Annotated in this window: 13 protein-coding genes; 7 read left to right on the top strand and 6 right to left on the bottom strand. The window is 42.7% G+C overall.

The genetic code is table 11. The features are described from left to right. Nucleotides 1–76: 76 nt before the first annotated feature. On the top strand, nt 77–1,897 hold the full coding sequence (locus tag FO440_RS13990; RefSeq protein WP_186292671.1) for an LTA synthase family protein: 1,821 nt from the start codon (nt 77–79) through the stop codon (nt 1,895–1,897). 35 nt (nt 1,898–1,932) lie between these two features. Here FO440_RS13990 and FO440_RS13985 read toward each other — a convergent pair whose 3' ends face one another. Further along, nucleotides 1,933–2,184, bottom strand: a complete 252-nt coding sequence (locus tag FO440_RS13985) for a hypothetical protein (protein ID WP_144248883.1) — start codon at nt 2,182–2,184, stop codon at nt 1,933–1,935. A gap of 81 nt (nt 2,185–2,265) precedes the next feature. On the opposite strand from FO440_RS13985, the gene queG reads away from it, so the two are divergent. Beyond that, nucleotides 2,266–3,204: a tRNA epoxyqueuosine(34) reductase QueG gene (gene queG / locus FO440_RS13980; RefSeq protein ID WP_144248882.1), complete on the top strand. Its 939-nt coding sequence runs from the start codon at nt 2,266–2,268 to the stop codon at nt 3,202–3,204. A gap of 157 nt (nt 3,205–3,361) precedes the next feature. Here queG and FO440_RS13975 read toward each other — a convergent pair whose 3' ends face one another. The 3 genes from FO440_RS13975 to mutS form a co-directional block, all read right to left on the bottom strand. Then, complete coding sequence (locus tag FO440_RS13975) at nt 3,362–4,402, bottom strand: 3'-5' exonuclease (RefSeq protein WP_144248881.1); 1,041 nt, start codon at nt 4,400–4,402, stop codon at nt 3,362–3,364. 334 nt (nt 4,403–4,736) lie between these two features. Beyond that, nucleotides 4,737–5,363, bottom strand: coding sequence for a C40 family peptidase (locus FO440_RS13970; protein WP_144248880.1), 627 nt, complete (start codon nt 5,361–5,363; stop codon nt 4,737–4,739). Nucleotides 5,364–5,530: 167 nt separating this feature from the next. Continuing rightward, nucleotides 5,531–8,140: a DNA mismatch repair protein MutS gene (gene mutS / locus FO440_RS13965; protein WP_144248879.1), complete on the bottom strand. Its 2,610-nt coding sequence runs from the start codon at nt 8,138–8,140 to the stop codon at nt 5,531–5,533. A 303-nt stretch (nt 8,141–8,443) separates the two neighbouring features. On the opposite strand from mutS, the gene xth reads away from it, so the two are divergent. Together xth and FO440_RS13955 are read left to right on the top strand one after the other, a co-directional pair. Further along, the gene (xth, locus tag FO440_RS13960) at nt 8,444–9,217 is read left to right on the top strand and encodes an exodeoxyribonuclease III (RefSeq protein WP_144248878.1); all 774 of its coding nucleotides are present in this window, start codon (nt 8,444–8,446) and stop codon (nt 9,215–9,217) included. A gap of 225 nt (nt 9,218–9,442) precedes the next feature. Then, on the top strand, nt 9,443–10,063 hold the full coding sequence (locus tag FO440_RS13955) for a hypothetical protein (RefSeq protein WP_144248877.1): 621 nt from the start codon (nt 9,443–9,445) through the stop codon (nt 10,061–10,063). A gap of 31 nt (nt 10,064–10,094) precedes the next feature. Here the strand turns inward: FO440_RS13955 and FO440_RS13950 are convergent, their stop codons facing one another. Together FO440_RS13950 and FO440_RS13945 are read right to left on the bottom strand one after the other, a co-directional pair. Then, the gene (locus FO440_RS13950) at nt 10,095–10,385 is read right to left on the bottom strand and encodes an antibiotic biosynthesis monooxygenase family protein (RefSeq protein ID WP_144248876.1); all 291 of its coding nucleotides are present in this window, start codon (nt 10,383–10,385) and stop codon (nt 10,095–10,097) included. Between the two features lie 155 nt (nt 10,386–10,540). Then, nucleotides 10,541–11,476, bottom strand: coding sequence for a cation diffusion facilitator family transporter (locus FO440_RS13945; protein WP_144248875.1), 936 nt, complete (start codon nt 11,474–11,476; stop codon nt 10,541–10,543). 222 nt (nt 11,477–11,698) lie between these two features. On the opposite strand from FO440_RS13945, the gene FO440_RS13940 reads away from it, so the two are divergent. The 3 genes from FO440_RS13940 (at nt 11,699) to FO440_RS13930 (ending at nt 13,543) form a co-directional block, all read left to right on the top strand. Then, the gene (locus FO440_RS13940; RefSeq protein WP_222103981.1) at nt 11,699–12,583 is read left to right on the top strand and encodes a DUF2975 domain-containing protein; all 885 of its coding nucleotides are present in this window, start codon (nt 11,699–11,701) and stop codon (nt 12,581–12,583) included. A 2-nt stretch (nt 12,584–12,585) separates the two neighbouring features. Beyond that, a complete protein-coding gene (locus tag FO440_RS13935) occupies nt 12,586–12,792 on the top strand; it encodes a helix-turn-helix domain-containing protein (RefSeq protein ID WP_144248873.1) in 207 nt (68 codons plus the stop codon). 76 nt (nt 12,793–12,868) lie between these two features. Then, nucleotides 12,869–13,543: a DUF4397 domain-containing protein gene (locus FO440_RS13930; RefSeq protein WP_144248872.1), complete on the top strand. Its 675-nt coding sequence runs from the start codon at nt 12,869–12,871 to the stop codon at nt 13,541–13,543. Nucleotides 13,544–13,591 lie beyond the last annotated feature (48 nt).

Genomic DNA, 13,591 nt, shown 5'->3' with positions numbered 1-13,591 from the left:
TGGGTAAAATGGTTATTTTTGCCCCCCGATGTTAAGAAGCCTTTATAGTTTTATTCGTTTTTATATCTTTTGGCTCTTGTTTTTTGCTATAACAAGGGCTACGTTCGAGATATACTTCCATACCAAACTTCACGGGGCTACTTTTACAGATATTGTAAAAACATTTCTTTACGGCATCCGCATGGATGCTTCTGCCACTGCTTATATAGCCATACTGCCGTTATTGGTATTTGTTATTAACTGGTTTGTCGGTAAGAAGCCGATCAAATCTATCTGGCTTAAAATTTATACCTGGTTTTGTTTGTTTTGTATCAGCCTGATAGCGGTGGTTGACCTGGGAATCTTTGCAGAATGGGGTGCAAAAGTTAATTTCCGCGCGTTTGATACGCTTTACAATTCGCCTGCCGAGTCCATGTCTTCTACGGCATCATCGCCTATCGCGTTGAATCTTACCATTATGGTAGTTCTGCTGATCACCGGTATTGTTTTAGCCCATTATATACTTGACCATTCTTTTAAAAAGTCGGTGGCAACTACTAAAACCAAGATAATTTTCTCCATATTTCTGTTTGGTATAAACTTCATTATTCTGCGGGGAACGCTAACTCCCATGCCGATTAACCAAAGCGCGGGTTATTTCTCTGACAACCAGTTATTGGATCTTTCAGCTCAAAATACCGAATGGAACCTATTTAACAACGTATTTGAGAACCTGCGCAAGCCTTATAACCCTTACTTATTTATGCCTCCGGCACAGGCAAAAAGTATTGTTGACAGCGCGTTCAAAGTAAAAAAAGACACCACCATCCATATCCTGAATACAGATAAGCCAAACGTGGTTATTATCCAAATGGAAAGCTACACGGCTGATATCATTGAATCATTAGGCGGTGAAAAAGGTGTCGCCCCTAACTTTGAAAAGTTTGTAAAGAATGGGGTATTGTTCAATAACATTTACTCGGCCGGCGACCGTACAGACAAGGGCATTATAGCTATTCTGAGCGGTTATCCTTCGCAGGCTATTCGTACGATAGTTATCGATACCACCAAGCAAAGAAAGCTGCCATCATTGTTAAGCGAGTTTAAAGATACCGGCTACAATACCTCCTATTTTTATGGTGGCAACAGCGACTACATGAACTTTGACACCTATATGAATGATCATAAAACGGACAAGATCATTGATGAAAAGACCATGCAGAAAAGTGAGGTCGGTACTACCTGGGGAGCGTACGATAACGTACTTTTTGACAAACATATAGCTTACGTTAGCAAACAAACCAAACCATTTTTTTCGTTATTGCAAACATCAACCAACCATGAGCCATTCTTGCTTCCGGGCGCGCCGCACTTTAAGGGTAAAGATGTGGCCGACCAGTTTAGAAGCACGGCCTGGTTTACAGATTCATGCCTGAACGCTTATTTTGAAGACGCAAAAAAACACGAGTGGTATAAAAATACCTTATTTATTTTAGTTGCAGACCATGGGCACCGTTTACCAAAAAGCACGTCCGCGGCTTTTGACCCGGCTAAATACCATATTCCGCTTTTATTTTTTGGCGATGCTATAAAACCTGAATACCGTGGCACCAAAATAACCAAACTGGGCAACCAGATAGATATAGCCGCTACGCTTTTAGCCCAGCTTAATATGCCGCAGCAAAAGTTTAAATGGTCAAGAAACTTATTGAACCCGTACACACCCGCGTTTGCTTTTTTTGACTGGGATAACGGCTTTGGCTTTTTATTGCCCGATCAGGCTGTATCATACGACAGCTCGGGCCAGCGCATGATCTATGTTAAAAACAAAACTGCCGACCCAGCCTTAACCGAAAAAACCTTACTTACGGGCAAGGCTTTTATGCAGCAAATATTTACAGAATATTTAGCCTATTAGTGATTCACCTTAAATGTGACCCGTCCTAAAAAAACTTATAGATTTTCACCTTTTGGCCCTTGCCCTTTATTTGAAGCATCTTCGTCCTCTTCTTTCAATGGTGTCGGGTCGCCCATATTATCATCGGGCGCTGTAGTTTGGATCCTGTCCGCGTCTGAATTTTCTTCATGCGGGTCAACCGGTGGCTCGCCCTGTTCCAGGTTATTGTTACCATCTTTATTGGTTACAGAATTATCGTCGTTTGTGATCTGATCATCTTTAGGATCGGTACCTGCTGTATTTTCCATGGCATTAAGCGTTTATAATGATTTATAAGCAATAACAAGCAATTAAAAAGTCTGTTTTGTATTTATGCTATCTTTGCAATAATGCAGCAAAACAGATCAGCATACAGCGAACTTATTAAAGCGGAAGCTAAAAAACTTGGCTTCCTGTTTTGTGGTATTGCCAAAGCTGAGTTTTTAGAGCAGGAAGCCCCACGGCTTGAAGCATGGCTAAACAAGGGCATGCATGGCGAAATGCAATACATGGAGAACTATTTTGACAAGCGCCTTGACCCGCGCTTGTTGGTTGACGGGGCCAAATCTGTTATCTCGTTGGGGTTAAATTATTACACGGAAAATACACAGTCTGATCCAACTGCGCCAAAGATCTCAAAATATGCCTATGGTAAAGATTACCATACGGTAATTAAGGACAAATTAAAGCAGCTATTAGCAATTATAAACGAAAAGATCGGCGAAATTGGTGGCCGTGCATTTGTTGATTCGGCACCGGTGCTTGACAAAGCCTGGGCAAAAAAGGCAGGACTTGGCTGGATAGGAAAAAACACCAACCTGATCAATCAAAAAACGGGGTCGTTCTTTTTCCTGGCAGAGTTGATAGTTGATATTGAACTGGAATATGATATTGATCCTACTGCCGATCATTGCGGTACCTGTACCCGCTGTATTGACGCCTGCCCTACTGATGCTATTGTAGGGCCTTATGTTGTGGATGGCAGCCGTTGCATATCATATTTAACCATCGAACTAAAAAACGAGATTCCACAGGAGTTTAAGGGCAAAATGGATAACTGGATGTTCGGTTGCGACATTTGCCAGGATGTTTGCCCGTGGAATAAATTCTCCATTATAAATAACGAGCCGGCGTTTGATCCGCACCCCGACCTATTGAATTTAAACGCTAATGACCTGCGTGAAATTACGGAGGATGTTTTTCAAAAGGTATTTAAAAATTCGGCCGTTAAACGCACCAAGTTCAACGGATTGAAAAGAAATATCGAGTTTTTGAAGTTTAGAGATTAGAGGTTGGTTAATTAAAGATTAGGCCTGTCGCGGGCTAAATAAAAAAGGCAATAAGTTTCAATACCTACCACCCTTTTTAATAACTTGTATAGCTCAAAATTAAACTAATGACTAATGACTAATGACTAATGACTAATGACTAATGACTAATGACTAATCACAACCCCTTCTTAAACTTATCAGCCAGTAACTTCAGCATATCTTCATCAACCGGTTTGGCTGGTTCTTCCTTCTTTTTAAAAGGCTTATTGTCGTATGGTTTGTTGTAAGGCTTTTGGGGTTCGGGCTTTTTAAACAGTTCTTTCTGGATATTTGGGGTTACTGTCTTAGGAACTTCAGTGCTTTCTACAACAGGTTTAGGTTGAGTTGCTTTTTGCTGGCGATCTGCCTGGCGCTTATCATTCCAGCGTTTATAAATTTCTTCTAATTTACGCTTGGTATATAACGGAAAATCACCATTCATCATCCATGAATAGTAGCTGGGCTCAATACCAAACACATCTTCTACCCTTTTACCTTTATGTTTACCGAAGTTAAAAACCTCTTCGCCGTTTTCGTTATAAGCCATACGGCCGGCAAAATCAACAGGACGATTTAAGTTGGTAAACTTGTGCAGGCCTTCAACATGATCTACAACAGGTATGATGCGATTACCCTTTTTATCTTCCCACTCCTGGTTCTCGTACCGCTCTATTTGCGCCAGCAACACTTCCATGGTAGCACGGGTATCAGCCTCGGCAGAATGCGCGTTTACAATATCTTTTTGACAATAAAACTGATAAGCGGCTTTTAAAGTACGCTGCTCCATTTGGTGAAAGATATTTTGAACATCAACAAAATGGCGGTTATCCAGATCAAACAAAACACCAACCCTTAAAAACTCCTCCATCAACATCGGGATATCAAACTTATTAGAGTTAAAACCTGCCAGGTCGCTGTTATCTAAAAACGCAGCTACCAAAGGTGCTATTTCTTTAAAAGTGGCTTCATTTTTTATATCCTCATCATAAATACCATGTATCAATGAAGATTCTATAGGAATAGGCATTTCGGGATTAACGCGCCATGTTTTTACTTCTTCGCTCCCGTCCGGGTGCAGTTTAATTACTGATAGCTCAACAATACGGTCAACACCAATATTTATACCGGTAGCTTCAATATCAAAGAATGCCAGCGGCCGTTTTAATTTCAATTTCATTATTTCCCAATCAGGTAGTTAAGGTTGCAAAAGTCTTAAAAAAAATCAGCACCCCGTTATTATCATAAAAATATTTAACAGGTTAAGGTTAAAAAAACATCACAGGATAAAGCATGATCTTACAGCATGGAAAGATATTACCGTCGGGTACAAAACAGAAAAATATTTAACTAAATATCCAGATGCCTAATATAATACCCAATACCATTATTACATAAAGCAATATTTCGGTACCAGCAAAGCGCTTGTATTTAGTCCAGAAAGAGTAATCTTGTTTTGACATGGTGGAGGCAAAATTATTAAAATAATATTTACCTGCGGATAATAAAGCAGCTTAATTCTGCGCCACAACAACAGAATCGACAACCGGAATTGATCCGGCACGCGAAAAATATTTATAAATAGCGCCGTGCAATGGAACCACAATAACCCCCTTGGTTGTACTGGCATGAACAATGTAGCCATTTTGCAGGTATACCCCAACGTGGCTAAATTGCTTGCCGTCGAAATCAAAAAACACCAGGTCGCCCTCCTTTAATTCATTCTCATACTTACGATTTATTACCGAGACTTGTAGTTTAGTAGTACGTGGCAATGGAATAGCGTATACTTGCTGCTCTAACAATAAAGCAAAACCCGAGCAATCAATCCCTTCCCTATCCAACCCGCCGAACCTGTATGGGGTACCTGTCCATGTTTCTATAAAATTGTACAGGCGACCATCGGTAATGTCATTCTTCTTAACACCCATTAACTGCGAATATTTATCCATGATATCAGACGATGGTATGATATGTTCTGGTGGGATACGTCTAACCACCATCCTTGTAGGATCTGTGATATATGTTGGCGGACCTGCAGCTACGCCGGAGTCAGACTTTAATGCTGCTTTTCTTGAATGGCACGACGAAAGAATTATGGCAGCTGCACAAAACAATACAAGGTAACGGTTTAAGCTCATGCCTTAAAAATAGCACAAAAAAGGGTAAAGAATTATGGGATGTTATAAACATTTCAACATAATGCGTAGATAGGCAATACATTACGTTTTATTTAATGCCGGAGGCGCAAGGTATTGCGCCTCTACAACAGAAATCCGAAATTGAAGATCCGAAATTCGAAATTACCCTACCCTTTTATCACCCGCTGTATCTCGTCAAGCTTCATTAAAGCTTCAACAGGGGTTAAGGTATTAACATCGAGGTTATTCAACGTGTCGCGGATCTTTACCAGTACCGGGTCATCAATGCTGAACATTTGCATTTGCACAGCCTGCTTTTGCACCTTGCGGATACTCTCCTTAATATGTTCGCCGCCGGTACGTTCGTTCTCCAGTTTTTTCAAGATCTCATTGGCGCGCGACAACACCTTTTGCGGCATACCGGCCAGTTTAGCCACGTGGATCCCAAAGCTATGCTCGCTGCCGCCCGGCACAAGTTTGCGCAGGAAGATAATTTGGTGGCCTATCTCCTTTACGGTAACGTTGTAGTTTTTAATACGGTTAAAGCTATTACTCAACTCGTTCAACTCGTGGTAATGCGTCGCGAAAAGCGTTTTAGCTTTCGCGGTTGGGTGGTTGTGCAGGTATTCGGCAATGGACCAGGCTATAGAAATCCCGTCATAAGTTGAAGTCCCCCGGCCTATCTCGTCCAGTAAGATCAGGCTCCGATCTGACAAGTTATTCAGGATGCTTGCCGTCTCGTTCATCTCCACCATAAAGGTCGACTCTCCCGACGATAAGTTATCTGACGCCCCTACCCTTGTAAAGATCTTATCCACCAAACCCAATGAGGCTGATTTAGCGGGTACAAAGCACCCCATCTGTGCCATCAGCACGATCAACCCGGTTTGCCTAAGCAATGCCGACTTACCCGCCATGTTCGGCCCGGTAATGATGATGATCTGCTGGCTTTCTGAATCCAGGAAAACATCATTAGTAATATATTCCTCGCCTTGCGGCAACGTTTTTTCAATTACCGGGTGCCGGCCGCCCTTAATGTCTATTACCTTGCTCTCGTTGATCTGTGGCTTAACGTAATAGTTTTTAATAGAGATGGTAGCAAAGTTTAATAACACATCTAACCGTGCGATCAGTTGCGCATTAAGCTGGATAGGTTTGATATATTCAGCCAGCGCGTACAGCAGGTCATTGTATAACTTGGTTTCAAGCGCCAGGATCTTCTCCTCGGCGCCGAGGATCTGCTCTTCGTACTCCTTAAGCTCTGGGGTGATATAGCGTTCGGCGTTTACCAGCGTTTGCTTACGGATCCACTCTGTCGGCACCTTATCGCGGTGACTATGCGTAACCTCAAGATAGTAGCCGAAAACGTTGTTAAATGATACCTTAAGCGATGGTATACCGGTAGCTTCAGCCTCACGTTTTTGGATCTCCAACAGGTAACCCTTGCCTCCAAAAGCGATCTTACGCAGGCGGTCAAGTTCTTCGTTAACGCCGTCGTTCATGACCGAACCCTTTATCAGCATCACTGGTGGTTCGGGGTGCAGTTCATTGGCTATCTTTTCACAGATTGAGGCGCAGGGGTTCAACTGTTCGCCAATGGCTTTTAGCGGCATGCTGATGGATTGCTCACATAGCTTCTTGATAGACCCGATGGCTATCAACGCCTTTTTAAGCTGACAAACCTCGCGTGGATTAGCCTTTTGCAGGCCTATCTTCGAGATGAGTCGCTCCAGGTCGCCTATCTGGCGGATATGCTGTTGCAACTCTTCACGCAGCTCTTCTTCGGCTATCAGGTATTCAACAACACCCAGCCTGTCGTTTATCGGCTTGATCTCCTTAAGCGGCATTACTATCCAGCGGCGCAACAGCCTTGCACCCATAGGCGAGCAGGTATGATCCAACACTTCAACTAATGTATGCGCGTTTTCATTTGCCGATCCTATCAGCTCAAGATTGCGTACGCTGAACCTGTCAAGCCACAGATACCTATCCTCTTCTATCCGGCTTATTGCCGAGATATGCTGCAGGTTACGGTGCTCTGTCTCATTCAGGTAATGTAAGGCGACACCGGCAGCTACAATGCCCAGGTTTAGCTTGTCTATGCCAAACCCTTTTAATGATTTAACACCGAAGTGCTTTAACAGCGTTTCGTGCGCGTAATCGCCGCTGTAGGGCCATTCGTCAAGCGTGTAGGTATAGTACCGGTCGCTGTAGCTTTCTTTAAACTCGGTTTGCTTACTTTTGGGGTAGATTACCTCGCTCGGGCTAAAGCCCTGTAATAGCTTATCGATGTAATCGCTGTTACCCTGCGCGGTCAGGAACTCGCCGGTTGAGATATCTATCAGGGCTATGCCGATGCTGTTCTTCTCATAATACAGCGACGCCAGGTAGTTATTACTTTTTTGGTTAAGGATATTATCGTTAGTGGCAACACCGGGGGTAACCAGCTCGGTCACTCCGCGCCTAACTATGGTTTTGGTGGCTTTGGGGTCTTCCAATTGGTCGCAAATGGCAACACGTTGACCGGCGCGCACCAGCTTAGGCAGGTATGTATCCAGCGAATGGTGCGGAAACCCGGCCAGTTCAATAAAGGTAGCCGCGCCATTGCCCCTGCGGGTAAGCGTTATCCCTAGTATCCCGGCCGCTTTTATAGCATCCTCACCAAACGTTTCGTAAAAATCGCCCACGCGGAACAGCAGCAAAGCACCGGGGTACTTAGCCTTAATTGTATTATACTGCTGCATTAAGGGCGTTTCTTTGGTAGCGTCTTTTGCCAAGCGGTTTACTCCTTTTTAAGTGAACGGTAAAGTTAATGCATTGCACGGGCTTTGGCAGGATTGTTGAAAAGTTAAACGGATGTGGATAGACCGCGATATCTATTTAAAGTGAGTATGAAACAGGTGTACCAAACTGAATGTGTCCCGGTGGTACACTTTGGTACACCTGTTTTTGAAATTGCCTGTAAAACAAATTGTTAACTTTGTGAAATTGCTTTCATGATACAGTTTGGCACACATTTTCTTTGATGACACCTGTATATCGCCATTAATTGCAAGTTTAATTTTTATAAGTTTACAGATATGAAAATAGCTACCTACAACGTAAACGGCGTAAATGGCCGCCTGCCGGTACTGCTTCGCTGGTTGACAGAAACCCAACCTGATGTGGTTTGCCTGCAGGAATTGAAAGCGCCGCAAGAGAAATTCCCGGAGCAGGCAATTATTGATGCAGGCTATAATGCCATCTGGCATGGGCAGAAAAGCTGGAACGGCGTAGCTATTTTAGCTAAAAGTGAGATACAGGAACTTAAACGCGGCTTGCCCGGCGCCCCGGAAGACCTGCATAGCCGCTATATTGAAGCCCTGGTAAATGGCATAGTTATAGGCTGCCTTTATCTGCCCAACGGCAACCCTGCACCCGGGCCAAAATTTGATTATAAGCTGCAATGGTTTGAACGGTTCATAACCCATGCCGAGGGTTTATTGGCCCGTGGCATCCCGGTGGTGTTAACCGGCGATTATAATGTGATGCCGACCGAACAGGACGTATATAAACCCGAACGCTGGCTAGACGATGCCCTGTTCAGGCCCGAAACCCGCGAGGCTTTTCACCGCTTGGTGGCACATGGTTGGACGGATGCCCTGCGTAAGCTATACCCTACCGAAACGATCTATACTTTTTGGGACTATTTCAGAAATGCCTATGGCCGTAACGCCGGCTTGCGGATAGATCATTTTTTGCTAAGCCCCGAGGTTGAGCAGCGCCTCTTGGCAGGCGGCGTAGATAAAAACGTACGCGGCTGGGAAAAATCAAGCGACCACGCCCCGGTTTGGATAGAGTTGGCGGATGTGTAAGTAAAAAATCCCATCTTGAGAGGGGGCGCGACGATTGTGCGGCTGCAGGGGTGTGTTATGCACACGAAAAGACACACCCCTTCGCCCCCTCTCAAGAGGGGAATCGCACAGGCCCTACTTTCCTCGCCCTTATTGGTATATCATCAACAAAAAACGAAAGGGAATACATGTCATTTTGCGTTTCATCTCACATTATCTATATTAGATGATCCAATCTAAACCAAAATGAAAGTATTATTTGCAGCTACCCTGTTATTATTTACCACGCTTGTAAAAGCCCAGTCAACAGATCAATCCCAATTACCCGCGTCTTTTCAGAAAAAGCTGGATGACGGCAAACTTATATTTACTAAACCTGAGGGTACTATTGAGGTGCTTGTAATACCCAATACCGGTGTTAAATATGATTATGCGCTTAAAGTAAAAGACAAGAACGTAGAGGTCCGATATATCATAATGCCCCTGACCAAGGATTTCTTTGATGCTTACGAAAAACGCGACAAAACCCCGGGCGATACCGTATTTAACCCAAACAGAATGTACGTAAGGTTGCCCGCAATTATGTACAATAAAATTGCCGAGGGAAAGCTCAAACTAGAGGAAATAAAATTACAGCCCATGCACGCAAAAGACCAGGGAGCTGATGGTGGCTCTATGTTTGCAGGGCCGATTGGTACAACTTTTGGCCAGAAATACACCTTCAGTTTTTTTGCTGTGATCCACAAAGACTACGCTGCAGATGTTTATGCGCTTTATTTGTTTGAAGATCAGGCAACAATGTTCGATCAAATGAAAGACATTATGAAAAACACGGATTTTACAAGGTCTGTCAGATTTAAGCCATAGCTAATTTTTGATCAGCGTGGAACCGCTGCTGTTACAATATCGCCTCATAATGCTCAACCACCGGGAACGGATCATAATAATGGTGCAGCAGCTTTTTCCATTCTAAATACTGTGCAGACTGCCGGAACCCTATGGTATGATTTTCTAACGTTTCCCATTCAACTAACAGTAAGTATTGGTTAGGCCGTTCAATACATTTACTCATTGAATGTTTTATGTAGCCTTTAATTGAACTAATATATTGGCCGGCTGTGGCAAAGTCCTGTTCAAATTGGGCCTCTTGCCCGGGAATTACGTTTAATATGGCGGCTTCTAGGATCATGTGTATTGATTGAGGATCAAAAATAGACATCTGCCAATCCACTTTTTAACAGAGCACTTAATTAATTTGTCATTCTGAGCGATAGCGAAGAATCTACCAGGCGGCGGATGCAAAGTTTGCAGTTTCTTCGCTATCGCTCAGAATGACAACATACTTTAAATATACGCCTGCACATTCGGGTCAACTTTATCTTCAAATACATCCGGCTGAATGATAACAAAGCGGATGCGGGCAAACTCCGCCTTGATCTGCTCGCGGATCCTGTCTATCGCGTCATTAATTTCGGCGGTATCCAGGTCGGGTTTAAATGCTACGATCATCATCACCAGGATCTCGTCGGGCGATTGGTAGATCGACATCAGGTGCATCAAGCTCAACACCGCCTTATCGCCTTCGGTAATTTCCCTGATACGTTTTTTGGTATTGGTCTTTATCCCCTCGCCCATCAGCAAACTCCGGCTTTCGCGCGCCAGTATCAGCGAAACCACTACCAATATCAGCCCAACCAGCAGCGAAGCCACACCATCAAGATAAGGCGCGTTTAATCGGTGGCTCAGGTACAGGCAAATGGCCACTATGCTTAGGCCTATTACGGCCGCACTGTCTTCAAACAATACCAGGAAGGTCGACGGGTCTTTACTGTTGATGATGGCATTCCACCAGGTTTGCCCATCGCGCAGCTTATTAAATTCAATAGCGGCAATAATCAATGATGTGCCCTCAAATACCAATGACGTAGCCAGCACCACATAGCTCCAGGTGGGGTTGCCCAGCTCGATAGGATGCAAAATATCGGTTATACCCTGGTAAACGGATATCCCTCCACCCAAACCAAAAATGAGAATGGATACCACAAACGACCAGAAATAAAGTTCCTTGCCGTATCCCAGCGGATGGTATTTATCGGGTTTCTTTTTGCTTAAGCTTAGCCCGAGTAATAATAAAAGCTGGTTAATGGTATCAACTACCGAGTGGACACCCTCGGCGATCATGGCCGCGCTATGGCTTATGGCACCTGCTATAAATTTGGTGACCGCGATCATTAGATTAGCCAACAGCGCCGCGTATATTGATTTATTTACTCCTGCCATATTTACTTAGGGATAAATAAAAAAACAAGCATTATGTTTTATGGCGATATGTATCAGCAAATATCCATCTTAGTAAATTTATTGCAATTCAATAAATAATTTGTTTTTATCAATAATAAATTATTGATTTGTAATGTAATTGATTAAAGCTTAACCTTATCACATTTAATTGTTATGAAGATAACATCAAGACCTAATTTTTGGATACCCATAACTATTGGAATGTATCTGACTGCAGCAACTGCGTTATATTTAATTAATAATTACACACCTGCGGGGCAATCGAGTGTTGAAGTTGTAGATCATTTAAAACCTTTCGATAATTTAATTCCTGATAAGGCGAGCCTTCAGGAAGGTAGTAGTTATTATAGCTACAGTAAAAACGCGATGGCGTACCATTCAAGCAGTGGCATTCAGACGGGTTTTATTGGAACTACGGGCGGTTTTAACTGTGATACCTGTAGTATTAAATGGATTGCTACGCATTCTGATACTGATAGCCGGCATAGAAAATATTATATAACATTGCCTTTATGGAAGATAAAAAATACTACAAGCATATTCTGGTATACAGATTCGGTTAAATTTCATACAGAGAACGATCAAAACTATCTTCGAAAGGTTGTAACAGCACAAAATAAGGGAAATAAGCATCAAACGAATTATGTTGCAGATGTACCCGTCAAATTTGCTTATGATCAAACAAATCAATATCTGCTGATACCTGTTACTAAAACCACTAAAAATAACATCGAAATAGTGTTACGTATTTTCGGCTTTGCCTTACTGGCATATTTAGCTTATTTAATCATAAGTTTTCTTAATTTCATTGTGGATCTATCAAAAGGCCTGGCCTTTACAGATAAAAATATTGCCCGTTTAAAACTAATAGCTATCACCCTGATCTTATACCCTTTCGCGTTGTTTTTGCTTAACCAGCTCATGAGGGTTGTATTTTATAATTATTTTACTTCGGATGTGATAATGAATAAATCAGTGTGGCAAAATTCATTGGAACCGATTGGGATAGGGCTTGTTTTTTTTCTGTTATACAGGGCCTTTGCCCAGGGAAAATCTTTAAAAGACGAACACGACTTAACCGTATAGCCATGCCCATAATTGTAAATTTAGATGTAATGATGGCTAAACGAAAAATGTCATTAACCGAGCTTAGCGAACGGGTTGGAATAACTATGGCCAATTTATCTATCCTTAAAACAGGCAAAGCAAAAGCGGTACGTTTAGAAACCCTTGAAGCCATATGCCGGGTTTTAGACTGCCAGCCCGGTGATATATTAGAGTTTGTTAATGAATAATAATCGGCACAACTTTATAATAATTAAAAAAAAATCTTGTTATAGGTATTAAATTCAAACCTATATTTACCCCATTATGAAAAAAAATCTACGCGTCAAAAAATCCGGTATCCTATTCCTGCTGCCTGCGGCTTTATTATTAATAACGTTATGCATTACATCATGCAGTAAAAAGTCTGACACTACCGGCACCTCTTACATACAATTTACCAACGCCGCGGAGGCAGCCTCGCCAATGGATTTTTATGTAGGCAATAAAAAAGAAAATGACGCGTCGCTTACTTATAACCAAAGCACCAGTTATTTTCAAGTATCCAGTGTAAGCCAATCGGCAACCATTAAATCAACTGCATCGGGCGCTACCCTGGCCTCAATCACCATTAACCCGCAAAACAACGCGTATTACAGCGTTTTTTATATTGATGGCAGTACAATAGCTTATCAGGATGATCTGACCGCGCCGCAATCAGGCAAGGCGAAAGTTCGTTTTATTAACCTGAACGAAGGGCTTGCCGGTACTACAGACTTTACTGTATCGGGCGGTACAAAAATTGCATCAGCTTTATCTCAATTTGTAGCTTCTGATTACTACCAGGTTGATTCGGGCACCACATTTTCTGCAAATACAACCGGTGATACCACATCATTGATCAGCATACCTACCACCATACAGGCCGGCCATATTTACACTATTTACCTTTCAGGCATAAATGCCGGAACTTTAAAGGCTACGGTATTACTACAAAAATAAATTCACAGTAATCTTATTGTAAAAGAGCCCGTTGCAAAACGCCCGGGC

Source organism: Mucilaginibacter corticis (assembly GCF_007558865.1).
GTDB lineage: Bacteria > Bacteroidota > Bacteroidia > Sphingobacteriales > Sphingobacteriaceae > Mucilaginibacter > Mucilaginibacter corticis.
This window is presented reverse-complemented; position numbering and strand designations above follow the sequence as displayed.

Excerpts from the sequence above, each read along its gene's own strand:
- FO440_RS13945 (WP_144248875.1), bottom strand. The coding sequence starts at position 11,476 with ATGGCAGGAGTAAATAAATCAATATACGCGGCGCTGTTGGCTAATCTA.
- FO440_RS13985 (WP_144248883.1), bottom strand. The coding sequence starts at position 2,184 with ATGGAAAATACAGCAGGTACCGATCCTAAAGATGATCAGATCACAAAC.
- FO440_RS13975 (WP_144248881.1), bottom strand. The coding sequence starts at position 4,402 with ATGAAATTGAAATTAAAACGGCCGCTGGCATTCTTTGATATTGAAGCT.
- FO440_RS13950 (WP_144248876.1), bottom strand. The coding sequence starts at position 10,385 with ATGATCCTAGAAGCCGCCATATTAAACGTAATTCCCGGGCAAGAGGCC.
- FO440_RS13930 (WP_144248872.1), top strand. The coding sequence starts at position 12,869 with ATGAAAAAAAATCTACGCGTCAAAAAATCCGGTATCCTATTCCTGCTG.
- FO440_RS13940 (WP_222103981.1), top strand. The coding sequence starts at position 11,699 with ATGTATCTGACTGCAGCAACTGCGTTATATTTAATTAATAATTACACA.
- FO440_RS13955 (WP_144248877.1), top strand. The coding sequence starts at position 9,443 with ATGAAAGTATTATTTGCAGCTACCCTGTTATTATTTACCACGCTTGTA.
- xth (WP_144248878.1), top strand. The coding sequence starts at position 8,444 with ATGAAAATAGCTACCTACAACGTAAACGGCGTAAATGGCCGCCTGCCG.
- FO440_RS13935 (WP_144248873.1), top strand. The coding sequence starts at position 12,586 with ATGCCCATAATTGTAAATTTAGATGTAATGATGGCTAAACGAAAAATG.
- queG (WP_144248882.1), top strand. The coding sequence starts at position 2,266 with ATGCAGCAAAACAGATCAGCATACAGCGAACTTATTAAAGCGGAAGCT.
- FO440_RS13970 (WP_144248880.1), bottom strand. The coding sequence starts at position 5,363 with ATGAGCTTAAACCGTTACCTTGTATTGTTTTGTGCAGCTGCCATAATT.